Below are 22,072 nucleotides of genomic sequence, written 5' to 3' on the forward strand. Positions count from 1 at the left end.
CGCCTTAGGGTGTCGGCGAGGGGATCCGCCACCAGTGACGCTCCAGGCGCTGACCGTGCGGCGCCTCCCAGCGCCCCAGTGTCCAGCTCAGGGCACCCAGCTCGGCCGTGTCATAGGGAATCACGCCACGTTCGCGATAGCGCTGCATCACCTGCGGATGCGGATGGCCATAGCGATTGTTCAGCCCGCGGGAGATCAGCACACCGCGCGGCTGGACGGCGTCGATGAAGGCGGCGCTGGAACCGCTGCGACTGCCATGGTGCGGGGCGACGAGCCAATCCGCCGCCAAAGGCACGCCACTGGCCACCAGCTGGCCTTCGCGGCGGGCATCGATGTCGCCGGTCAACAGCAGGCGCTCGCCCCTGGCCTCGACGCTGAGTACACAGGAGGAGGCGTTGGAATCCGCATCAGGATGCCACCAGGTGGTGAAGGCGACCTCGTTCCATTGCCAATGGGCACCGTCTGCGCAGTCCTGGGCATGCAATTCCGGTTTTAGCCTACCTGCCTCACCGCTGAGCACTCGACCTGCTGGCAGGCCCCGGGCCACGGCCGGCGCACCGCCAGCGTGATCGGCATCGGCATGGCTGAGCAACATGATATCCAGGGCCCCGATGCCAGCAGCCTTCACGTTGGGCAGGACGACCCGAGCGCCGCTGTCATAGCTGCCCTGGCGCGGGCCGGCATCGTAGAGCAGCGCATGCTGCCGGGTACGTACCAGCACGGCCAGGCCCTGACCGACGTCCAGCAAGGTGATCCGCGCCAGCCCCTCCGCTGGTACGGGCGCCAGAGGAAACAGCCCGGGCAACATCAGCAGTGCGCCGAAGCCGCGCAGCGGCACACCCGCCGGCAGCAGGGCCAGCAACGCCCCGAGTCCCGCCAGCCACAGCGCCCAGGCCGGCGCGAGTACAGGCTGCCAGGCCGCGGCAAGGTGCGCCAATCCGCTCAATAGCCAGAGCAGTCCCTGCAGCAAGCCACCGGCCAGCAGGAGCGCGGGATCGCCCAGCGGCGACCACAGCAGGGATAGCAGCGTCCCCACCAGCGCCAGCGGCACGACCGCCATGTCCATCAGCGGCACGGCGACGGCGTTGGCCAGGGGACCGCTCAGGCTCAGTGGCAGGCCCAGCGCCAGCAGCAGCGGTGCCAGGCCCAGGGCCATGCACCATTGGGCCCGTCCCAGGGTGACCCACCAGGGCAGCTGTCCCAGACGACCCGCGAAGCTCCACAGCAGCAACAGCACGGCGCCAAAGGACAACCAGAAGCCAGGCAGCAGGCTGACCAGGGGATTGGCCGCCAGGACCAGCACCAGGGCCAGCAGTACGGCATCAGCCAGCCGGACCTGCTGGCGCCCCAGCTGCCAAAGCAAGCCCAGGGTAACCATGACGCAGGCGCGCTGCACCGGCACCTCGAAACCGGCCAGCAGTCCGTAACCCAGCGCGGTGGCCACGGTCAGCACGGCGGCGGATAGCCGCCAGGGGAGTCGACTCGGCCAGTAGCCACGGCGCGCCAGGATGACCACCCCGGCATAGACGCCCAGGGCGATCAGGCCGATGTGCTGCCCGGAAATCACCATGAGGTGCACCGTGCCGGTGTCCTGGAACAGCTGCCATTGGCGGTCGCTGATCCCCGAGCCGTCGCCCACCACCAACGCGGCGAGCAATCCGCCCTGCCCGGCCGGATCCCGGGTCTGCAGGTATTGGCGGATACCATCGCGCCAGGTTGCCAGGCCACTGGCGGACTGCAGCCGCTGGCCATCCTTCACGCTACCGGTAGCCCCTATGCCCTGGGCCAGCAGCCAGGCCTCGCGGTCCTGGCCCAGGGCGTTGACCAGACCTGCCGGTCCGCGTAGCTCCGCCGCCAGGCGCCAGCGCTCGCCGGTCAGGAGGCGAGGACCGCCGTGCCAGTTCAGGCGGATGTGCGCGGGCAGTTTGACGTCGCGGCGACTGGTCGCGCCACTGAGCACGAAGCCCACCGAGTCGGCATCCACCGCGGGCAGCCCGCTCACCTGGCCCTCGATCCACAATACCCGCTGCTCCAGCGCCGGATCCAGGCGATCCGCCAGGGCCCCGTGCGCAGCGAGCAGTGCCCAGGCCAGGCCGAGCCCGCAGGCGCCGAGCACGAAGAAACGGGTGCCCAGCAGCACGATGGCGACCGAGGCGAGAGCCGCCAGCAGGGGCAGTGACGGTAGCGCGGCAAAGGCGCGCAGGAGCAGCACATCCAAGGCGAAGGCAAGCAGAGCGGCACGCATCAGGACTCCATCCGTGGAGAACCAGCAGGGCTTCAGATGCGCGGATTAGAGCAGTTGGAACGCAGAAGTGCCAGGGCCAGGGGCGTAAGGTCCGTCTGGCCCGGCAGGGGATCAGTCGTAGCGCAGGGCTTCGGCCGGCGAGGTGCGCGAGGCGCGCCAGGCGGGATAGAGGGTCGCCAGGAAACTCATGCTCAGGGCCGCCACGGCGATGAGTACCACGTCTTCCACTTCCAGCCGCGAGGGCAGGTTGCTGATGAAGTACATGTCGCCGCCGAACAGCTTGTGGCCGACCAGACGCTCCAGGGCGGCGATCCAGCTGCTGACGTTGAGCGCCGCGATGACGCCCAGCACGCCGCCGATCAGGGTACCGACCAGACCGATCACCGTACCCTGGACCATGAACACCGCCATGATCTGCCCAGGCGTGGCGCCCAGGGTACGCAGGATGGCGATGTCGGCCTTCTTGTCGGCCACCACCATGATCAGGGTGGCGATGATGTTGAAGGCGGCCACCGCCACGATCAGCAGGAGCAGCAGGCCGATCATGGTCTTTTCCATCTGCATGGCCTGGAACAGGCTGCCCTGGGAGATCGTCCAGTCGCGTGCCTGGTAGCCCTCGCCTAGGGCCTTGGCCACGTCACGGGAGATACGGGGCGCCTGGAAGAGATCGTCCAGGGCCAGGCGGATGCTCTCCACCTGGCCCGGCTGCCAGCCCTTGAGCGGTGCGGCGTCGGCCACGTTGATCAGCGCCAGGGAGGCGTCCAGCTCGGCGCCGACCTTGAAGGTGCCGACCACGGTGAAGCGACGCAGGCGCGGGGTGATGCTGCCGGTGGCGCCGACCTCGGGGATGATCACCGTAACCTGGCTGCCCACTTCCAGCTGGAAGCGCCGGGCGGCGATCTCGCCCAGGACGATGCCGAATTCGCCCGGTTTGAGGGCGTCGAGGCTGCCCTGGGTCATGCGCTCGCCAACGATGGAAACGCGTTTCTCCTGGGCGGGATCGATACCGTCCACCAGCAGCGGTTGCATGCGACCGCGCACCGACAGCATGCCCTGCAACTGGGTGTAGGGCACCGCGGCCAGCACATGGGGCTGCTGCTCGGCCTTGGCCGCCAGCGGGCGCCAGTCGTCCAGCGGCTGGGCGCCGCTGATGAAGGCATGGGGCACCATGCCGAGGATGCGGCCACGCATTTCCTCCTGGAAGCCGTTCATCACCGACAGCACCAGGATCATGGCCAGCACGCCCAGGGCCAGGCCGAACATGGAGACCAGCGAGAAGAAGGAGATGAACGACTTGCGCCGCTTGGCGCGGGTGTATCTCAGGCCTATGAATAGGGAGAGCGGTCTGAACATAACGACCTCAGACCTGCCGGGCCGGCGTGGCGTCGACCAGATGGCCTTCGTCCAGGCGCAGCATCCGGTCCATCTGGCCGGCCAGCACCTGGTCGTGGGTCACCACCAGGAAGGCCGTGCGCAGCGAGGTGGACAGTTCCAGCATCAGGTCCTGGATACCGTGGGCGGTGTGCTGGTCGAGGTTGCCGGTGGGCTCGTCGAGCAGCACCAGCTTGGGCTGGTTGACCAGGGCCCGGGCGATGGCCACGCGCTGGCGCTCGCCGCCGGACAACTCGGCCGGCTTGTGCCCCAGGCGATGGCCGAGGCCGACCCGTTCCAGCAACTTGGCCGCGCGCTCACGGGCTTCGCCAATGGAGGCCTTGCCGATCAGCAAGGGCATGCAGACGTTTTCCAGGGCACTGAATTCGGGCAGCAGGTGGTGGAACTGGTAGACGAAGCCCATGGCGCGATTGCGTAGCAGACCGCGGGCCTTCTCGTTGAGCGCCGACAGCTCTTCGCCGTCGAGCCAGACGCTGCCACTGCTGGGGGTATCGAGGCCACCGAGCAGGTTCAGCAGGGTGGTCTTGCCCGATCCCGAGCTGCCGACGATGGAGACGCGCTCGCCCGGTTGCAGGGTCAGCTGAACGTTGCTCAGCACCTCGACGGTCTGGGGGCCTTCCTCGTAGCGCTTGCCCAGGTCCTGGCAACGCAAAACGGCTCGATCATTCATAACGCAGGGCCTCGGCGGGTTGGGTACGGGCAGCGCTCCAGGAGGGATAGAGCGTGGCCAGGAAGCTCAGGGCAAAGGACGCGCCGCAGATCAGCAGGACGTCGTGCAGCTGGAGCTGGGCCGGCAGGTAGTCGATGAAATACACCTCGGCGTTGAGGAACTGATGCCCGGTGACCTGCTGCACCCAGGCCAGCGCCGCACTGACGTTGAGCGCGGCCAGCACCCCCAGCAGGCAACCGATGGCGGTGCCGATGATGCCGATGAAGGTTCCCTGGACCATGAACACCGCCATGATCTGCCGGGGTGTGGCGCCCAGGGTACGCAGGATGGCGATGTCGGATTTCTTGTCGGTCACCACCATCACCAGGGTGGAAACGATGTTGAAGGCGGCCACGGCCACGATCAGCAGGAGCAGCAGGCCGATCATGGTCTTTTCCATGCCGATGGCCTGGTAGAGGTTGCCATGGGTGCGGGTCCAGTCGCGGGCGTACCAATCGTTGCCGGGCAACTGGCGGGCGATGTTCCAGGACACGTCCGGCGCCTGGAACAGGTCATGCAGCTTGAGCCGCACACCCTGAACCGCATTCGCCGGCCAGCGTTGCAGCCGTGCGGCATCCTCGATGTCGATCAGGCCCACCGAGCCATCCAGCTCGCCAGCGCCGACGCTGAAGATGCCCACCACGGTGAATCTTTTCATGCGCGGAAACATGCCGGCGGGGGTCACGGCCACTTCCGGAGCGATATAGGTGAGCTTGTCGCCAACCTTGACGCCCAGTTTCTCGGCGGCCAGGGAGCCGATGATGATGCCGAACTCGCCCGGCTTGAGGTCGTCGAGCCTACCCTCGCGCATGAAGCTGGCGATGATCGAGACCTTGGACTCCTCGGCCGGATCTATGGCGTTGAGCAAAACGGTCTGCACCGCCTTGTCGTGGGCCAGCATGCCCTGCAACTGGGTGAAGGGCGCCACCGCCGCCACCTGACTGTTTTGCAGTGCCAGCTCGCGCACGCTGCGCCAGTCGGTAACCGGCTGATAGGACTCCACCGTCGCATGGGGAATCATGCCGAGGACGCGATCGCGCATCTCGCGGTCGAAGCCGTTCATGACCGACAGCACCACGATCATGACGACGACGCCGAGGGCCAGGCCGATCATGGAGGTGAGCGAGATGAAGGAGACGAAATGATTGCGGCGCTTGGCGCGGACATAACGCAGGCCAAGGTAGATCGGCAGGGGTCTGAACATAGGCTCGCTTGCACGGCGGAAAGACGTAGGCGCCCTGCGGGTTGGACGGCGACACCGTGCCGGCTCGCCGGCTACACTCGGGGCCATCACCCACGGAGCGGCCCAACATGACCACCCCAGACGCGCGTGAACGGCGGGAATACTATCGCATCACCGACCGTATCGCACTGCAAATCAGCCCTGCAGACGGGGCCCCAGGCGAGACCGCGCCGCTGTTCGCACTCCTGAGCGAACTGCATCAGCTGGAATTCGAATCCCGTCACCTGCTGCGCAATCTGGACGAACGCGACCGCGCCGTCACCGCCTGCCTGCGCCTGGTGAACAAGCGCCTCGACCTGCTCGGCCAGGCCTTCACCTGGAATCTGCTGCACGACAGCGGCGCCACCCGTGACGTGGTGCTCTCCGAAGGTGGCCTGGCCTTCGTCGACGCCGAGCCCTATGCCCTGGGCACGCGACTCGACCTGCGCATGGCGCTGCCACCCCAGGGCCTGGGCCTGCAGGTGCTGGCCGAGGTGACCAGTTGCCAGGCAGTGGTCGGCGGTCACGAGATCGGCACCAGCTTCATCGACCTGGAAGATGCCCAGCGCCAGCTGCTGGCCCGTCATGTGCTGCGCCAGCAGGCCCGGGTGCGCCGCGCTGATCGCGGAGACGAGGCGTGAAACGCCCCTGGCTGGCCGTCCTGCTGCTCGGCATCGCCCTGCCCGGCTGGGCCGATACCTTGCAGATCCCGCTGGGTAGGCAAGGCGATGTCGGCACGCCGCTGCCCCAGCGGGGCGACAGCCGCTCCCAGGTACTGGAACGCTTCGGCCTGCCCGATCAGGAGCATCCCCCTGTCGGCCACCCGACGATCCGCCGCTGGGACTATCGGGATTTCAGCGTCTATTTTGAAAACGATCGGGTCCTGGATGCGGTCCGCGAACCGCGCCGCCCGCCCCCCTCACCCTAGCGCCAAGGAGCCCTCATGACTCTTATTTACGGACACCGCGGCGCCCGCGGCGAAGCCCCGGAAAACACGCTCGCCGGTTTCGAGCTGTGCCTGGAGCTGGGCGTCCAGCGCTGCGAGCTGGACCTGCACCTCTCCCGTGATGGCGAGCTGGTGGTGATCCACGACCCGACCCTGAAGCGCACCACCGGGCGCGGCGGCAAGGTCAGCGAAAAGACCGTCGCCGATCTGCTCGCCCTGGATGCTCGCCAGGGTGGACCGTCCTGGCCACGCCCCTGCCCCATCCCGACCCTGCGCCAGCTGTTCGAGAAGTGCCGCTTCGAACACTGGCAACTGGAAGTGAAGAGCGCTTCGCGGGTGCGAGCGGCGCAGACCGTCAAGGCCATCGCCCAGCTGGTCGAGGAATTCGGCCTGCAGGACAGGATCACCGTCACCAGTGCCTCGCGGGAGGTCCTGCGCTCCCTGCAACGCGACACGCCCCACCTGGCGCGCGGACTGGTCGCCGAATATGCCTGGCTGGATCCGCTGAAGGTGGCGGCCCACTACGACTGCCATCTGCTGGCACTGAACTGGACGCTGTGTACGCCGGAACGGCTGCTCAAGGCCCAACGCCAGGGTCTGCACGTCTCGGTCTGGACGGTGAACGATGCCAGCCTGATGCGTCGCCTGGCCGATTTCGGCGCGGACAGCGTCATCACCGACTTCCCGAGCCTGGCACGGCGCACCTTGGGGTAGTAGGACCGTCCTCCAAAAGACATCGCGGCCATGGGCCGCTCCTACAGGCACGGACGTCACCGTAGGAGCGGCCGCATCGGCGGACCACCATGGCCGCGATGCGAACCGATTCAGCGTCGTAGGTTGGGCTGAGACAGCTTCATCGTCGAAGCCCAACAGCCCAGGTTGAACCTAAGCATTGTTGGGCTTCGCTGCGCTTAGCCCAACCTACGGGTGCTGCTTGGCGTAGTAGGTTGGGTTGAGACAGCTCTATCGTCGAAGCCCAACAGCCCAAGTTGAGCCTAGGCATTGCTGGGCTTCGCTACGCTCAACCCAACCTACGGGTTATCGCGAAGAGAACCGGCCCGCTCAGAACAGCCGATTCAAGCCATCGAACGCCGCCACCCGGTAGGCCTCGGCCATGGTCGGGTAGTTGAAGGTGGTGTTGACGAAGTAGCGGATGCTGTTCGCCTCGCCTTCCTGGTTCATGATCGCCTGGCCGATGTGCAGGATCTCCGACGCCTGGTCGCCAAAGCAGTGCACACCCAGCACCTGCAGGGTCTCGCGGTGGAAGAGAATCTTCAGCATGCCCACGGGTTCGCCGGAGATCTGCGCCCGCGCCATGCTCTTGAAGAAGGCCTTGCCGACCTCGTAGGGCACCTTTTCCTGGGTCAGTTCGCGCTCGGTCTTACCCAGTGAGCTGATCTCGGGAATGGTGTAGATGCCGGTGGGGATGTCGTTGACCACCCGCCCGTTGTTGTCGTGCAGGATATTGTCCGACGCCGAGCGGCCCTGGTCGTAAGCGGCACTGGCCAGGCTCGGCCAGCCGATGACATCGCCTGCGGCATAGATGTTGGCGACCGAGGTCCGGTAGTTTTCGTCCACGGTGACCTGGCCACGGCTGTTCACCGAGATGCCGACGTTCTGCAGCCCGAGCTGGTCGGTGTTGCCGGTCCGGCCGTTACACCACAGCAAGGCATCGGCGCGCAGCTTCTTGCCAGACTTCAGGTGCAGGATGACGCCGTTCTCCTGGCCCTCGATGCGCTCGTATTCCTCGTTGTGACGGATGAGCACATTGTTGTTCTGCAGGTGGTAGCTCAGGGCGTCGGAGATCTCGTCATCGAGGAAGCTGAGCAACTGATCGCGGTTGTCGATCAGGTCCACCAGCACGCCGAGGCCGCTGAAGATGGAGGCGTATTCGCTGCCGATGACACCAGCTCCGTAGATGATCAGCCGGCGCGGGGTGTGGGTCAGCGACAGGATGGTGTCGCTGTCGTAGATGCGCGGATGGCTGAAGTCGACATCCACCGGACGGTAGGGACGCGAACCGGTGGCGATGACGACCTGCTTGGCCACCAGGCGCTCGAGGTCGCCGCGCTGGTTGACGATCTCGATGGTGTTCTCGTCGGCGAAGCTGGCCGTCCCGAAGAACAGGTCGACCCGGTTGCGTGCGTAGTAGCCGGTACGGGAGGACACCTGGCGGGCAATCACCCGCTCGGCACTGCGCAGGACATCGGGAAAGGAGAACCAGCGCGGCTCGCCGATGGAGCGGAACATCTCGTTGGTGTTGAACTGGATGATCTGCTTGACCGAATGGCGCAGCGCCTTGGAGGGAATGGTGCCCAGGTGGGTGCAGTTGCCGCCGACCACCTGGCGATTGTCCACCACCGCCACGCGGCGGCCGTTCTTGGCGGCGTTCATCGCCGCGCCCTCGCCTGCCGGTCCCGAACCCAGTACCACCACGTCGTAGCTATAGACCGCCATGCTTTCTCCTCAGAAGGTTAGCCGTCCGCAGGCGACGGCTGGAGCCGGACCGCCTCGTGAGAGGTCGCGTCCGGCGTGAGATCGCCCCAGGGGGCTGCGACCTCTTGTCACGGGCCGCTATTGTGGCGCAAAACCCGACCAAAACGAAAACGGGAGCCATCTGGGCTCCCGTTTTTTCTTGCAAGTTAGCCTTGCCTAGAACGCAAGACTCAGGCCGGGAAGGCCGGCGGATTGACGCCCGCCATCTCTTCCAGCACCCGCACGACCTGGCAGCTGTAGCCGAACTCATTGTCGTACCAGACATAGAGCACGACGCGGTTGTCGCTGACGATGGTGGCACCGGCATCGACCACGCCCGCATGGCGGGAGCCAACGAAGTCGCTGGATACCACTTCCGGCGAGTTCACGAAGTCGATCTGCTTGTGCAGCGGCGAGTGCAGCGCCATTTCACGCAGGTACTCGTTGATCTCGTCCTTGCTGGTGCCGTTCTCCAGGTTCAGGTTGAGGATCGCCATGGAGACGTTGGGCGTCGGCACGCGGATGGCGTTGCCAGTCAGCTTGCCAGCCAGTTCCGGCAGTGCCTTGGCCACGGCCTTGGCGGCCCCGGTCTCGGTGATCACCATGTTCAGCGCAGCGCTGCGGCCACGGCGATCGCCCTTGTGGAAGTTGTCGATCAGGTTCTGGTCGTTGGTGTACGAGTGCACGGTCTCGACGTGACCGTTGACGATGCCGTACTTGTCGTTGACCGCCTTCAGGATCGGCACGATGGCGTTGGTGGTACAGGATGCCGCGGTGACGATGGTGTCTTCGGCGGTGATGGTGTCATGGTTGATGCCATGCACGATGTTCTTCAGGCTGCCCTTGCCCGGTGCGGTCAGCACCACGCGGGAGACGCCCTTGCACTTGAGGTGCTGGCCCAGGCCTTCGGCATCGCGCCATCTGCCGGTGTTGTCGACCACGATGGCATCCTGGATGCCGTACGCGGTGTAGTCGACGGTGGTGGGATCGTTGGAGTAGATCACCTTGATCAGGGTGCCGTTGGCACACAGGGTGCTGTTGGCTTCGTCGACGGTGATGGTGCCGTCGAAGGAACCGTGCACGGAATCGCGACGCAGCAGGCTGGCGCGCTTGACCAGGTCGTTGTCGGCGCCCTTGCGCACGACGATGGCGCGCAGACGCAGGCCGTCGCCGCTACCCTGGTGCTCGATGAGGATGCGGGCCAGCAGGCGGCCGATACGACCGAAGCCGTAGAGCACCACGTCCTTGCCTTTGCGCTGCTCGACGCCCTGCTTGCCGACCACGGCGGACAGCTCGCTGCGCAGGAAGTCCTTGAGGTCGCGGCCAGCGCCTTCGGCCTTGAACTTGAGGCTCAGGCGGGCCAGGTCGATGGACGCGGCGCCCAGTTCCAGCTCGCTCAGGGCCTTCACCAGCGGGTAGGTGTCCTGCACGGACAGCTCGACATTGTCGATCTGGCGGGCGAAACGATGGGCCTTGAGAATGGAGATCACCGAACGGTTGACCAAACCGCGACCGTAAATGGAGGTCACAACATTGTTATTACGGTACAGCTGACCAATCAGGGGAATCATGGCCTCGGCGAGCGCTTCGCGATCGATCCATTCTTCAAGGCACTGCTCAGGCTTCTGACTCACGACAAATCCTTCCCTATGTAGGAGCTGAAAAAAGGAACTACATTATGACCGCGCTGCCTGTCCCAGGCAATCGACGCGCGTCGCTGCACTGACAGCGCGAAAGCCCGGTCGTTACAATCCCAACCCTCCCAAAATCCACCGGAGTTCCGCCCGCGTGTCAGTTTTGCGTACCCCGTCAATTCCTGAAACCGCCGGTCGCCAGCAGTGGGGCAACCTACCCGGCGCCGCGCTAGCCCTCGCCATCGCTGAAGCCGCCAAGGCCGCGACACGCCGCTTCACCCTGCTGATCACCCAGGACAGCCAGACCGCTGATCGCCTGGAGCAGGAACTGCGCTTCTTCGCCCCCGAATTGCCGGTGCTGAATTTCCCCGATTGGGAGACGCTGCCCTACGATGTCTTCTCGCCGCACCAGGACATCATCTCCCAGCGCGTCGCTACCCTTTATCGGCTGCCGGAGCTCTCCCACGGCATTTTGGTAGTCCCTCTGGCGACTGCCCTACACCGCCTGGCACCCACGCGGTTCCTGCTCGGCAGCAGCCTGGTGCTCGACGTCGGCCAGCGGCTGGACGTGGAAGTCACCCGCGCGCGCCTGGAAGCGGCCGGCTATAGATATGTGGATACGGTGTACGAACACGGCGAGTTCGCCGTGCGCGGCGCCCTGATCGATCTCTTTCCCATGGGCAGCAGGCTGCCCTACCGGATCGACCTGTTCGACGACGAGATCGAGACGCTGCGCACCTTCGACCCGGAGACGCAGCGTTCCATCGACAAGGTCGACAGCATCCGCCTCCTGCCGGCACGGGAGTTCCCGCTGCACAAGGAAGCCGTGACCGGCTTTCGCGCGCGCTTCCGCGAACGCTTCGACGTCGACTATCGCCGCTGCCCCATCTATCAGGATCTGGCCAGCGGCATCACTCCGGCGGGTATCGAGTACTACCTGCCGCTGTTCTTCGACGAGACTTCCACCCTCTTCGACTATCTGCCGGCCAACACCCAGGTGTTTTCCCTGCCGGGCATCGAGCAGGCCGCCGAACAGTTCTGGACCGATGTGCGCACCCGTTACGAGGACCGCCGGGTCGATCCGGAGCGACCGCTGCTGCCGCCGGCCGATGTCTTCCTGCCGGTGGAAGACTGCTTCGCCCGTCTGAAGAGCTGGCCGCGGGTGGTCATAGGCGCAGATGACCTGGAGTCCGGCGTGGGCCGCGAGCGCTTCACGGCGCGGGCGCTGCCGGATCTAGCCATCGATGCCAAGGCCAGCCAGCCCCTGGCGGCGCTGGAGCACTTCATCACCGACTTCCCCGGTCGCGTGTTGTTCACCGCGGAAAGCGCCGGCCGCCGCGAGGTGTTGCTGGACCTCCTGGCCCGGCTGAACCTGCGCCCCGGTCAGGTCGAAGGCTGGGCAGCCTTTCAGGCCAGCGCCGAACGTATCGCCATCGCCCTGGCACCGCTGGACGAAGGCCTGGTACTGGATGAGGCCGGCGTCGCCCTGATCCCGGAAAACCCGCTGTTCGGCCAGCGCATCATGCAGCGCCGCCGCCGCGAGAAGGGTCGTGACGCCGGCGAGAACGTCATCAAGAACCTCACCGAGCTGCGCGAAGGCGCGCCGGTGGTGCATATCGACCACGGCGTGGGCCGCTACATGGGTTTGATCACCCTGGAGCTGGACGATCAGCCCCAGGAATTCCTGCTGCTCGAATATGCCGACGACGCCAAGCTGTATGTGCCGGTGGCCAACCTGCACCTGATCGCCCGCTACTCGGGCACCGACGACGCCCTGGCGCCCTTGCACAAGCTGGGCTCCGAAACCTGGCAGAAGGCCAAGCGCAAGGCCGCCGAACAGGTACGGGACGTGGCCGCCGAGCTGCTCGACATCTATGCCCGCCGCGCCGCGCGCAAGGGCTATGCCTTCAAGGACCCGGCAGCCGACTACGCCACCTTCTCCGCCGGCTTCCCCTTCGAGGAGACCCCGGACCAGCAGGCTGCCATCGAGGCGGTGCACAAGGACATGCTGGCGGGCACGCCCATGGATCGCCTGGTCTGCGGCGACGTGGGCTTCGGCAAGACCGAAGTGGCCATGCGGGCGGCCTTCATCGCCGTGCATGGCGGGCGCCAGGTGGCGGTGCTGGTCCCCACCACCCTGCTCGCCCAACAGCACTACAACAGCTTCCGCGACCGCTTCGCCGACTGGCCGGTGCGGGTCGAGGTGATGAGCCGCTTCAAGTCGACCCAGGAGGTCGCCGCCGCCGCGCGCGAGCTGGCCGACGGCAAGATCGACATCATCATCGGCACCCACAAGCTCCTGCAGGGCGATGTGAAGTTCAAGGACCTGGGCCTGGCCATCATCGACGAAGAACACCGTTTCGGAGTGCGACAGAAGGAGCAGCTCAAGTCGCTACGCAGCGAAGTGGACATCCTCACCCTCACCGCCACGCCCATTCCGCGCACCCTGAACATGGCCGTGGCGGGCATGCGCGACCTGTCCATCATCGCCACCCCGCCCGCGCGGCGTCTCTCGGTGCGCACCTTCGTCATGGAGGAGCAGAACGCGGTGATCAAGGAAGCCCTGCTGCGCGAACTCCTGCGTGGCGGCCAGGTGTACTTCCTGCACAACGAGGTCAAGACCATCGAGAAGCGCGCCCGCGAACTGGCCGAACTGGTGCCCGAGGCCCGCGTGGGCATCGGCCACGGGCAGATGCGCGAACGCGATCTCGAACAGGTGATGAGCGACTTCTACCACAAGAGATTCAACGTGCTGGTGGCCTCGACCATCATCGAGACCGGCATCGACGTGCCCAACGCCAACACCATCATCATCGAACGCGCCGACAAGTTCGGCCTGGCCCAGCTGCACCAGCTGCGTGGCCGGGTCGGCCGCAGCCACCACCAGGCCTACGCCTACCTGCTCACGCCGCCACGCAAGGGCATGACCCCGGACGCCGAGAAGCGCCTGGAGGCCATCGCTGGCGCCCAGGACCTGGGGGCCGGCTTCATCCTGGCGACCCACGACCTGGAGATCCGCGGCGCCGGCGAACTGCTCGGCGAAGGCCAGAGCGGCCAGATCCAGGCAGTGGGTTTCACCCTCTACATGGAAATGCTGGAGCGTGCGGTCAAGGCCATTCGCAAGGGCGAGCAACCCAATCTCGAGAAGCCCTTGGGGGGCGGTCCGGACATCAACATGCGCGTCCCCGCCCTGATCCCGGAGGACTACCTGCCCGACGTCCATGCGCGGCTGATCCTCTACAAGCGCATCGCCTCGGCGCCGGACGAAGACGCCCTCAAGGAATTGCAGGTGGAGATGATCGACCGCTTCGGGCTCCTGCCGGAACCGACCAAGAACCTGGTGCGCCTGACACTGCTCAAGCTACGTGCGGAAGGCCTGGGCATCGTCAAGGTGGATGCGGGGCCCCAGGGCGGACGCCTGGAGTTCGCTGCCGACACCCAGGTGGATCCGCTGGTGCTGGTGAAGATGATCCAGGCGCAGCCGAAGAAGTACCGGCTGGAGGGCGCGACCCTGTTCAAGTTCCAGGTACCGATGGAACGCGCCGAAGAACGCTTCAACGTGCTCGAAGCGCTCTTCGATCGCCTGACGCCGGCCGCCAGCTGACCAACAGGCCGCCTCCGGGACCTCCCGGAAGCGGCCTGGAGCTATCAGCCCGCCAGCACCTCGGCCAGCACCTGGCGAACCTCGTCGATACCGCTGGCCAAGACGGCTTCGATCTCGGCCATGGTGATCTCTCGCTGCACCTTGCCGGCCGCCGGGTTCACCACCAGCGCCAAGCAGGCATAGGGCAAGCCCAGTTCGCGGGCCAGGGCCGCTTCCGGCATGCCGGTCATGCCGACGATGTCGCAGCCGTCGCGTTCCAGCCGGACGATCTCTCCTGCCGTTTCCAGGCGTGGCCCCTGGGTCGCGGCATAGACGCCGTGGTCGCTATGCGGCAGTTGCAGCTTGCGCAGTGCACCCAGCAGACGCTGACGCAAGGGCTCGTCGTAGGGAAAGCTGAAGTCGATGTGGGTGACATGGTCGAGGTCCGTGCCTTCGAAGAAGGTATGGCCACGCCCCCAGGTGTAGTCCACCAGCTGATGGGGCACGCACAGATGGCCGCTGCCCATGGCGGCGTGAATGCCGCCCACGGCATTCACCGCAAGGATGGCCTCGGCACCGGCCTCCTTGAGCGCCCAGAGGTTGGCGCGGTAGTTGACCTGATGCGGCGGGATACGATGGGGATGGCCATGGCGGGCCAGGAACAGCACCGGTCGCCCGGCAAAGCGGCCGCGCTGCACGGGTGCCGAGGGCTCGCCCCAGGGGGTGTCGAACGTCTGGGCCTCGTCCAGCTCCAGGCCGGCGAGCGCGGTGAGGCCGGTGCCTCCGATGATGGCGTAGGTGGTCATGGATACGTCCTCTAGATGAGTTCAGCCTGGCGCAACCGCCGCAGCACGTGGCTCCACTGCGGCTGCTGCCGATAATCGAGATCCACGTGGCGACGGGCTCTCATGCTGGCCAGGCGTGGCGAGGGCGAGACGCCCAGCTGCTGCACGCGGCTCAGGGCCAGTTCGGCCGCGGCGCGATCGTTGCAGACCAGCCCCATGTCGCAACCGGCTTCCAGGGCTGCCGCGACGCGCTGTCCGGCATCGCCAGCGACGTGGGCGCCGGCCATCGACAGGTCGTCGCTGAAGATGACGCCCTGGTAGCCCAGCTCACCGCGCAGGATGTCCTGCAGCCAGCGCCGGGAAAAACCGGCCGGCTGGGCATCGACCGCAGGATAGATGACGTGGGCGGGCATGACGCCGCCCAACCTCGGCAGCAGGGCCCGGAACGGCCGCAGGTCGGTGCGCTGCAGGGTGTCCAGATCACGCTCGTCGGTGGGGATGGCGACGTGGGAATCGGCTTCCGCCCAGCCGTGTCCGGGAAAATGCTTGCCGGTGGCGGCCATGCCGGCCTCACCCATGCCGGCGATGAAGGCGCCGCCCAGTTCGATCACCTGTTCCGCGTTACCAAAGGACCGCGCGCCTATGACCTGGCTGCGTTGGTAGTCGACATCCAGCACCGGAGCGAAGCTGAAGTCCAGGCCCACTGCCAGGACCTCGGTCGCCATCAGCCAGCCACAGAGCCGACTCAGTTCGACGCTGTCCGCTCGGCCGCTCAACTGCCCCATGGCCGGCAAGCGCACCACGTCGCGGCGCAGGCGCTGCACACGGCCACCTTCCTGGTCCACGGCCAACAGCAGCTCGGGCCGCACCGCGCGAATGGCGCGGCACAGCTCCCGTACCTGGCCGGGCGTTTCGATGTTGCGGGCGAACAGAATCAGTCCGCCCACCTCCGGTTGGCGCAGCAACTGGCGATCCTCGGCGGTAAGCCAGGTGCCAGCGATATCGACCATCAGGGAGCCTTGCATGGGTACCTCGTCCGAATGCTCCGGCGCATGGCGCCGTGAAAGGGACGCAAGCTTACCCCAGGCGCCCTTGGCGCCGCAGCCTAGTAGGTCTCGGCCGTCTCCGCCGCGACTGGACGTCGCGGCCGATACTGCGCCTGGGCCAGTTCGGGCTCCTGCATCGCCGTGGGTGCGCGCATGCCGGTGGCCAGGAAGGGCACCATCAGCCGCAGCACCTGGTCGGTGTGGGTATCGACGCCGAAGTCGTTTTCACCAATTGCCCGCAGCGCCTTGATGCCGGACATGCTGAACACCGCCGCGCCCAGCATGAAGTGGGCACGCCAGAACAGCTCCAGCGGCGGAATCTCGGGCACGGCTCTATTCACCAGCAGCAGGAAGCGGCGGAAGGCCCGGCCATAGGTCTGCTCGAGGTATTTGCGCAAATGGCCCTGGCTCTGACTGAACGCCAGGCCCAGCAGGCGCATGAACACCGAGAGGTCGTTGCCGTGCCGCGGTTTGATGGCCAGGGAATGATCCACCAGCAGATTGAGCAACGCCTCCAGGCTCACCTCCTCCCCGTTCTTTGGCTGCCACTGATCCAGATCCCGCTCCAGGTTGAAGCAGAAGGGATCGAGAAAGCGCGAGAACACCGCCTGGATCAGGGCCTTCTTGGAGCCGAAGTGATAGTTGACGGCTGCCAGGTTGACCCCGGCTCGCGTGGTGATGAGTCGCAACGAGGTTTCGGCGAAGCCGCGCTCGGCGAACAACTGTTCGGCGGCATCCAGAATGCGTTCAACGGTATCCGACTGCGCCATGACCTTCCTCGATAGATGAATTTCCGTTTGAAACATATGTTTCAAACGCTACCGAAGTCAATCGCGGGCTGGTCTGCGAACAGCCATGCGAAGCCTTGGAAGGCACGTCATTCCGTCATTTGAACGCTATTTGCCGTGAATCCGGCCTGTCGTCTGAAGCCAGGTGCAGCGGCCTTGCCTAGCACCTGGAGTTACTGTATATAATCACAGCATCATTAGACGACGCGACGTGCATCATGCTGAAACTGACACCGCGACAAGCCGAGATTCTGGCCTTCATCAAGCGTTGCCTCGAAGCCAATGGCTTTCCGCCTACCCGCGCGGAGATCGCGCAGGAGCTTGGTTTCAAATCGCCGAATGCGGCTGAGGAGCATCTCAAGGCCCTGGCCCGTAAGGGCGCCATCGAGATGACGCCGGGCGCCTCCCGGGGCATCCGCATTCCGGGTCTGGATACGACGCGCAAAGCCGATGAAAGCCTGCCGGTCATCGGTCGGGTGGCTGCCGGCGCGCCCATTCTGGCCGAGCAGAACGTCGAAGAAAACTGTGCCATCAATCCGGCCTTCTTCCAGCCGCGTGCCGACTACCTGCTGAAGGTCAAGGGCATGAGCATGAGAGACGTCGGCATCCTCGATGGCGACCTCCTCGCGGTCCATGTGACCCGTGAGGTGCACAACGGTCAGATCGTCGTGGCTCGGGTGGGCGATGAAGTCACCGTGAAGAGATTCAAGCGCTCGGGCAACCAGGTCACCCTGCTGGCGGAAAATCCCGAGTTCGCCCCTATCGAAGTCGATCTTTCCAGCCAGGAATTCGCCATCGAAGGGTTAAGCGTTGGCGTCATCCGCCGCTAACTTCTAGGGCTGGCCTGCGGGCCAGCCTCTTGTCACCGCCTTTTGCCTTACGCCGAAGTCTTGATCGGGGGTATCTGTTCGCGCTCCGGAAAGCGCTCAAGACCAGGCTGAGCACAGTGACGTCATGTATCCGTGGTACATGACCTCAAGTGGATTTGATCGAGTCGCCTCCAGGAGGTCGCCATGCAATTTCCCCTGATGTTCGATGCACCGCGCTCGTCCGTTCAAGAGCTGGACCTGGCACCTGAGTTCCTGCTGCAGGAACTCACCGCCTTTCTGCCCAAGTCCGGCAAGCCGGCACGGGAGCTGCCAGCCGCTCCGCTGCCGGATACCTTCAGTGAGATGTCCCTGCATGGCAGCCAGGAACAGTGCCTGCAACTGCTGGCCCCCATCCTGCGCCAACTGAGCGACAAGGACGATGCCCGCTGGCTGACCCTGGTCACCCCGCCATCGCTGCTCAGCAATGCCTGGTTGCGCAGCACTCATCTGAATCCGGAACGGGTGCTTCTGCTGCAGACGCCGAGTGCTGCCAAGACGCTGCAACTGGCCTGCGAAGTGCTCCGCAAGGGGCAGAGCCACACGGTGATCAGCTGGCTGCACGACCTGAGCGATGCGGGCAAGCAGCAATTGGCGCGCGCCGCGGCACAAGGCCACAGCCAGAGTCTGAACGTCAGATTCGCGTAGGGAACAGGCGGCGGGACGGGATGTAGCGGCGGCATTCCAGGGCGGAATGCCGGATCGAGAAAAGAATCAGTGCAGGACGCGCGGTTGATCATCGCGCTGGAGGCTATCGCCTTCGGCCAGTCGACCGGCCATCTGCACACCCAGGTTGAACATGGCCTTGGCCACCTCTATCTGCTGTCCATGCAGGAAATCCTTGGCATCGCTGGAAAACTCCAGGGTAACGAGGGCTTCCTCGTCGTCCGCACGGCGCAACACGATGCGACCATCGGAGAGTTCAACGATTTCCAGGTAGGCAGTAGTCATTCAGTATCTCCACAGCTAAGCGGATAGTGTAACAGCGTGGGGTCTGAGAGGCTGACTTGCCTGAGCCTTTTTCGACGGTCTGCAAGGCCAGCATCCTGGCAGCCTTGGATGAGTTGCTGGTGGAACGGGCCTACCACTCGGTCATGGCACCGCGGAATCTGAGCGCCGTCTGCTTGAGGCTTTCGCGCCAGGCTTCCACTTCTTCAAGACCCAGTTCCGGCTCAGCCGGTTCCAGACTGACCGCCTCGATCAGGGCCAGCGTCGGGTCCTGCTTGGTCCGTCGTGGCGCCTGGGGCGGTTGCAGCAATCGCTGGTATTCGGCGATCAGCCGTGCCAGCCAGGTCTCCGAATTGCCAGCCAACTCGACCAGCTCGCCCATCTCCGGACTAGGCGCCTCGTTCAGGGCTTCGGGTGATAGCAGAACGGCGAGCGACGTGGCCTCCATGGTCGGGTGGCGATAGAAGCCCGCCACCTCCTGACAGAGGCCCAGCAGGGCGCCATGCAGGTGGAACAGACAGGCCTCGCGTTCGGCCATGATGCGGCCCTGGCTTTGCGCTGAAGGCGCCGCCTGAGCCGAGCGCCAGCTTTCCAGGGCCAGACCGGCAAAATAGAGCTTCTGGTTGGTGCGGGTGTAACGCTCGTTGGCCATGCCCTTCTCCTGGAGCCGACTCACGCCGGCCGCCTGTCTCCTGCCAGAACCCAGGGCTCTAGCGCTTTTCTTCCACCTGCCACTTCTTGCCGTCGTAGAAGGCCTTCCAGCCGGTGGGCTTGCCCTCGACCTCGGTCTGCACGTACTGCTCCTTGGTCTTGCGGCTGAAGCGAATCACCGCCGGGCGACCTTCGGAATCCTTCACCGGAGCACTCAGCAGATAATGGTACTTGGGATCGATCTCGTCGCGATGGGGCAGCAGTTCGCTGACCAACGGCGCACGGGTTTCGCGATTCTTCGGAAAGCCGCTGGCAGCCAGGAACAGGCCCGAAGCGCCGTCACGCAACACATAGGTGTCGTCGACCTTTTCGCAACGCAGCTCCGGCATGGGCACGGCATCCATCTTCGGCGGTGCGGGCTCGCCGTTCTTGAGCAATTTGCGGGTGTTCTTGCAGGCTGGATTGGTACAGCCGAAGAACTTGCCGAAGCGGCCCGTCTTGAGCTGCATCTCGCTGCCGCACTTGTCGCACTCGAGCGATGGACCTTCGTAGCCCTTGATGCGATAGCTGCCTTCTTCGATTTCGTAGCCCGGGCAGTCCGGATTGTTGCCGCAGACGTGCAGCTTGCGATGCTCGTCGATCAGATAGGCGTCCATCGCGGTGCTGCAGATGGGGCAGCGATGCTTGCCGCGCAGAACCAGGGATTCGGACTCGCCCTCGTCGTCGTCGGCGATCTCGTCGCCCGGCACCAGGTTGATGGTGGCCTTGCAGCGTTCCTTGGGCGGCAGGGCGTAGCCGGAGCAGCCCAGGAAGACGCCGGTGGAGGCGGTACGGATCATCATCGGCCGGCCGCAGAGCTGGCAGGGAATGTCCGTCAGGGTCGGCTGATTGGCTCGCATGCCCTTCTCGCCTGCTTCGGCGTATTCCAGCTTCTGCTTGAAATCCCCATAGAATTCGTCGAGCAGATTCTTCCAGTCCCGTTCGCCCTGGGCGACGTTGTCCAGATTGCCTTCCATGTTGGCGGTGAAGCTGAAGTCCATCAGGTTAGCGAAGCTTTCGTTCAACCGGTCGGTGACGATGTCGCCCATCTTCTCGGCATAGAACCGGCGATTGTGCACCGTTACGTAGCCGCGATCCTGGATGGTGGAAATGATGGCGGCATAGGTCGACGGCCGGCCGATACCGCGCTTCTCCAGCTCCTTGACCAGACTGGCTTCGGAGAAGCGGGCCGGCGGCTTGGTGAAGTGCTGGCTGGGATCGAGCTTGACCAGGCCGAGGTCTTCGCCCTGCTTCATCTCGGGCAGGACGTCGTCGTCGCCCGGCTTGCCCTGCTGGGGCAGGACACGGGTGTAGCCGTCGAACTTGAGGATGCGGCCACGGGCACGCAGCTCGAAGTCTCCCGCCGCGGCGGTCACCGTGGTGGACAGGTACTCGGCCGGGGGCATCTGGCAGGCCAGGAACTGGCGCCAGATCAGCTCGTACAGGCGCTCGGCGTCCCGCTCCATGCCCGACAGGCTGTTGGGCTTGACGTTGACGTCGGACGGGCGGATGGCCTCGTGTGCTTCCTGGGCGCCTTCGCGGCTGCCGTAGACGTTGGCCTTTTCCGGCAGGTACTGCTTGCCGAATTCGCTCTCGATATAGCCGCGAGCCATGGCGATGGCATCACCGGACAGGTTGGTCGAGTCGGTACGCATATAGGTGATGTAGCCAGCCTCATAGAGACGCTGGGCCATCATCATGGTCTTCTTCACCCCGAAGCCCAGGCGATTGCTCGCCGCCTGCTGCAGGGTGGAGGTGATGAAGGGGGCGGAGGGCCTGCTGCTGGTCGGCTTGTCTTCACGCTTGGCGATGCGATAGCCGGCCTTCTCCAGCTTGGCCAGCGCGGCCTTGGCCTGGGCCTCGTTCAACGGCTTGAAGGCTTCACCCTTCTCGCGCACCACCTCGAAGCGCACCTGATCCTTTTTCGGGGTGGCGAGGTCGGCGTGGATTTCCCAGTATTCCTCGGGGACGAAGGCGCGGATCTCACGTTCGCGCTCCACGACCAGCTTGACCGCAACGGATTGCACCCGACCAGCGGACAGGCCACGGGCGATCTTCGACCACAGCAGCGGCGAGACCATGTAACCGACCACGCGGTCCAGGAAGCGACGGGCCTGCTGGGCGTTGACGCGGTTGATATCCAGCTCGCCGGGCTGGGAGAAGGCCTCCTGGATGGCCTTCTTGGTGATCTCGTTGAAGACCACGCGCTTGTAGCGCGAGTCGTCGCCACCGATGGCTTCCCGCAGGTGCCAGGCGATGGCCTCCCCTTCGCGATCCAAGTCGGTTGCGAGATAGACGGTGTCGGCGTCCTTGGCCAGACGGCGCAGTTCCTCGATCACCTTTTCCTTGCCAGGCAGGATCTCGTAGTGCGCCTTCCAGCCGTGTTCGGGGTCGACGCCCATGCGGGTGAAGAGCTGGCGCCGGGCCTTTTCCTTGGGTGACAGCGCGGGCGCCTCGGCGGCGGTCTTGCGCGTCTTGGCGGCGGGCTCCTTGGCGGTGCCGGCGCCGCTGGTGGGAAGGTCGCGGATATGGCCGATGCTCGACTTCACCACGTACTGGTTACCCAGATACTTGTTGATGGTCTTGGCCTTGGCCGGGGATTCCACGATGACCAGCGATTTACCCATGGGAGAGTCAGATTCCTGCTTGAAAGCGGTGAGCGAGCGAAAGGCGAGCGCCGGGACGGCGGATGGAGGACCAGAACGACTTCAGTCTGGTGCGCCGGGGGCGGTCGGCCAACGCG

Annotated in this window: 18 protein-coding genes; 6 read left to right on the plus strand and 12 right to left on the minus strand. The window is 65.3% G+C overall.

Annotated features, from left to right (window positions below; all coding sequences use genetic code 11):
- Window positions 1–4: 4 nt before the first annotated feature.
- From APT59_RS16510 to APT59_RS16525, 4 genes are all read right to left on the minus strand, one after another.
- Window positions 5–2,245 (minus strand): DNA internalization-related competence protein ComEC/Rec2, encoded by a 2,241-nt coding sequence (locus APT59_RS16510; protein ID WP_059315848.1) that lies wholly within the window; start codon window positions 2,243–2,245, stop codon window positions 5–7.
- 111 nt (window positions 2,246–2,356) lie between these two features.
- Window positions 2,357–3,598: a lipoprotein-releasing ABC transporter permease subunit gene (locus tag APT59_RS16515; RefSeq protein ID WP_059315849.1), complete on the minus strand. Its 1,242-nt coding sequence runs from the start codon at window positions 3,596–3,598 to the stop codon at window positions 2,357–2,359.
- Window positions 3,599–3,605: 7 nt separating this feature from the next.
- Window positions 3,606–4,307, minus strand: a complete 702-nt coding sequence (gene lolD, locus APT59_RS16520) for a lipoprotein-releasing ABC transporter ATP-binding protein LolD (RefSeq protein WP_026083696.1) — start codon at window positions 4,305–4,307, stop codon at window positions 3,606–3,608.
- Window positions 4,300–5,550 (minus strand): lipoprotein-releasing ABC transporter permease subunit, encoded by a 1,251-nt coding sequence (locus APT59_RS16525; RefSeq protein WP_059315850.1) that lies wholly within the window; start codon window positions 5,548–5,550, stop codon window positions 4,300–4,302. The genes lolD and APT59_RS16525 overlap by 8 nt, the downstream gene beginning before the upstream one ends.
- 107 nt (window positions 5,551–5,657) lie before the next feature.
- Between APT59_RS16525 and APT59_RS16530 the strand changes: the two genes are divergently transcribed.
- The 3 genes from APT59_RS16530 to APT59_RS16540 are packed head-to-tail and all read left to right on the plus strand — an operon-like array spanning window position 5,658 to window position 7,228.
- Window positions 5,658–6,209, plus strand: coding sequence for a PilZ domain-containing protein (locus tag APT59_RS16530; RefSeq protein WP_059315851.1), 552 nt, complete (start codon window positions 5,658–5,660; stop codon window positions 6,207–6,209).
- Window positions 6,206–6,496 carry a hypothetical protein gene (locus tag APT59_RS16535; RefSeq protein ID WP_059315852.1) on the plus strand — a complete coding sequence of 97 codons (291 nt, stop codon included), beginning with the start codon at window positions 6,206–6,208 and terminating at the stop codon, window positions 6,494–6,496. The genes APT59_RS16530 and APT59_RS16535 overlap by 4 nt, the downstream gene beginning before the upstream one ends.
- A 15-nt stretch (window positions 6,497–6,511) precedes the next feature.
- Window positions 6,512–7,228, plus strand: a complete 717-nt coding sequence (locus APT59_RS16540) for a glycerophosphodiester phosphodiesterase (protein ID WP_059315853.1) — start codon at window positions 6,512–6,514, stop codon at window positions 7,226–7,228.
- A 348-nt stretch (window positions 7,229–7,576) separates the two neighbouring features.
- Here the strand turns inward: APT59_RS16540 and sthA are convergent, their stop codons facing one another.
- Together sthA and APT59_RS16550 are read right to left on the minus strand one after the other, a co-directional pair.
- Window positions 7,577–8,971, minus strand: coding sequence for a Si-specific NAD(P)(+) transhydrogenase (gene sthA / locus APT59_RS16545; protein ID WP_059315854.1), 1,395 nt, complete (start codon window positions 8,969–8,971; stop codon window positions 7,577–7,579).
- A gap of 209 nt (window positions 8,972–9,180) precedes the next feature.
- Window positions 9,181–10,623, minus strand: a complete 1,443-nt coding sequence (locus tag APT59_RS16550) for a glyceraldehyde-3-phosphate dehydrogenase (RefSeq protein ID WP_017639775.1) — start codon at window positions 10,621–10,623, stop codon at window positions 9,181–9,183.
- A 154-nt stretch (window positions 10,624–10,777) separates the two neighbouring features.
- Between APT59_RS16550 and mfd the strand changes: the two genes are divergently transcribed.
- A complete protein-coding gene (mfd, locus tag APT59_RS16555) occupies window positions 10,778–14,227 on the plus strand; it encodes a transcription-repair coupling factor (protein ID WP_059315855.1) in 3,450 nt (1,149 codons plus the stop codon).
- 44 nt (window positions 14,228–14,271) lie between these two features.
- Here mfd and APT59_RS16560 read toward each other — a convergent pair whose 3' ends face one another.
- From APT59_RS16560 to APT59_RS16570, 3 genes are all read right to left on the minus strand, one after another.
- Complete coding sequence (locus tag APT59_RS16560) at window positions 14,272–15,012, minus strand: S-methyl-5'-thioinosine phosphorylase (RefSeq protein WP_059315856.1); 741 nt, start codon at window positions 15,010–15,012, stop codon at window positions 14,272–14,274.
- Window positions 15,013–15,023: 11 nt separating this feature from the next.
- Window positions 15,024–16,016, minus strand: coding sequence for a beta-N-acetylhexosaminidase (gene nagZ, locus APT59_RS16565; protein WP_059315857.1), 993 nt, complete (start codon window positions 16,014–16,016; stop codon window positions 15,024–15,026).
- 80 nt (window positions 16,017–16,096) lie between these two features.
- Window positions 16,097–16,807, minus strand: a complete 711-nt coding sequence (locus APT59_RS16570; protein WP_059315858.1) for a TetR/AcrR family transcriptional regulator — start codon at window positions 16,805–16,807, stop codon at window positions 16,097–16,099.
- A 236-nt stretch (window positions 16,808–17,043) separates the two neighbouring features.
- Between APT59_RS16570 and lexA the strand changes: the two genes are divergently transcribed.
- Window positions 17,044–17,655 (plus strand): transcriptional repressor LexA, encoded by a 612-nt coding sequence (gene lexA, locus APT59_RS16575; RefSeq protein WP_059315859.1) that lies wholly within the window; start codon window positions 17,044–17,046, stop codon window positions 17,653–17,655.
- Between the two features lie 183 nt (window positions 17,656–17,838).
- Window positions 17,839–18,339, plus strand: a complete 501-nt coding sequence (gene sulA, locus APT59_RS16580) for an SOS-induced cell division inhibitor SulA (protein ID WP_059315860.1) — start codon at window positions 17,839–17,841, stop codon at window positions 18,337–18,339.
- Window positions 18,340–18,405: 66 nt separating this feature from the next.
- On the opposite strand, the gene APT59_RS16585 is transcribed toward sulA, so the two are convergent.
- From APT59_RS16585 to topA, 3 genes are all read right to left on the minus strand, one after another.
- A complete protein-coding gene (locus tag APT59_RS16585; RefSeq protein ID WP_007162387.1) occupies window positions 18,406–18,642 on the minus strand; it encodes a hypothetical protein in 237 nt (78 codons plus the stop codon).
- Between the two features lie 130 nt (window positions 18,643–18,772).
- Window positions 18,773–19,291 carry a DUF6586 family protein gene (locus tag APT59_RS16590; RefSeq protein WP_059315861.1) on the minus strand — a complete coding sequence of 173 codons (519 nt, stop codon included), beginning with the start codon at window positions 19,289–19,291 and terminating at the stop codon, window positions 18,773–18,775.
- 58 nt (window positions 19,292–19,349) lie between these two features.
- Window positions 19,350–21,956, minus strand: coding sequence for a type I DNA topoisomerase (topA, locus tag APT59_RS16595; protein WP_059315862.1), 2,607 nt, complete (start codon window positions 21,954–21,956; stop codon window positions 19,350–19,352).
- Window positions 21,957–22,072: the final 116 nt, after the last annotated feature.

It is taken from the genome of Pseudomonas oryzihabitans, assembly GCF_001518815.1.
Lineage (GTDB): Bacteria > Pseudomonadota > Gammaproteobacteria > Pseudomonadales > Pseudomonadaceae > Chryseomonas > Chryseomonas oryzihabitans_E.

Coding starts and splice junctions, on each gene's coding strand:
- APT59_RS16510 (WP_059315848.1), bottom strand. CDS start 2,245: ATGCGTGCCGCTCTGCTTGCCTTCGCCTTGGATGTGCTGCTCCTGCGC.
- APT59_RS16515 (WP_059315849.1), bottom strand. CDS start 3,598: ATGTTCAGACCGCTCTCCCTATTCATAGGCCTGAGATACACCCGCGCC.
- lolD (WP_026083696.1), bottom strand. CDS start 4,307: ATGAATGATCGAGCCGTTTTGCGTTGCCAGGACCTGGGCAAGCGCTAC.
- APT59_RS16525 (WP_059315850.1), bottom strand. CDS start 5,550: ATGTTCAGACCCCTGCCGATCTACCTTGGCCTGCGTTATGTCCGCGCC.
- APT59_RS16530 (WP_059315851.1), top strand. CDS start 5,658: ATGACCACCCCAGACGCGCGTGAACGGCGGGAATACTATCGCATCACC.
- APT59_RS16540 (WP_059315853.1), top strand. CDS start 6,512: ATGACTCTTATTTACGGACACCGCGGCGCCCGCGGCGAAGCCCCGGAA.
- sthA (WP_059315854.1), bottom strand. CDS start 8,971: ATGGCGGTCTATAGCTACGACGTGGTGGTACTGGGTTCGGGACCGGCA.
- APT59_RS16560 (WP_059315856.1), bottom strand. CDS start 15,012: ATGACCACCTACGCCATCATCGGAGGCACCGGCCTCACCGCGCTCGCC.
- nagZ (WP_059315857.1), bottom strand. CDS start 16,016: ATGCAAGGCTCCCTGATGGTCGATATCGCTGGCACCTGGCTTACCGCC.
- APT59_RS16570 (WP_059315858.1), bottom strand. CDS start 16,807: ATGGCGCAGTCGGATACCGTTGAACGCATTCTGGATGCCGCCGAACAG.
- lexA (WP_059315859.1), top strand. CDS start 17,044: ATGCTGAAACTGACACCGCGACAAGCCGAGATTCTGGCCTTCATCAAG.
- sulA (WP_059315860.1), top strand. CDS start 17,839: ATGCAATTTCCCCTGATGTTCGATGCACCGCGCTCGTCCGTTCAAGAG.
- APT59_RS16585 (WP_007162387.1), bottom strand. CDS start 18,642: ATGACTACTGCCTACCTGGAAATCGTTGAACTCTCCGATGGTCGCATC.
- APT59_RS16590 (WP_059315861.1), bottom strand. CDS start 19,291: ATGGCCAACGAGCGTTACACCCGCACCAACCAGAAGCTCTATTTTGCC.
- topA (WP_059315862.1), bottom strand. CDS start 21,956: ATGGGTAAATCGCTGGTCATCGTGGAATCCCCGGCCAAGGCCAAGACC.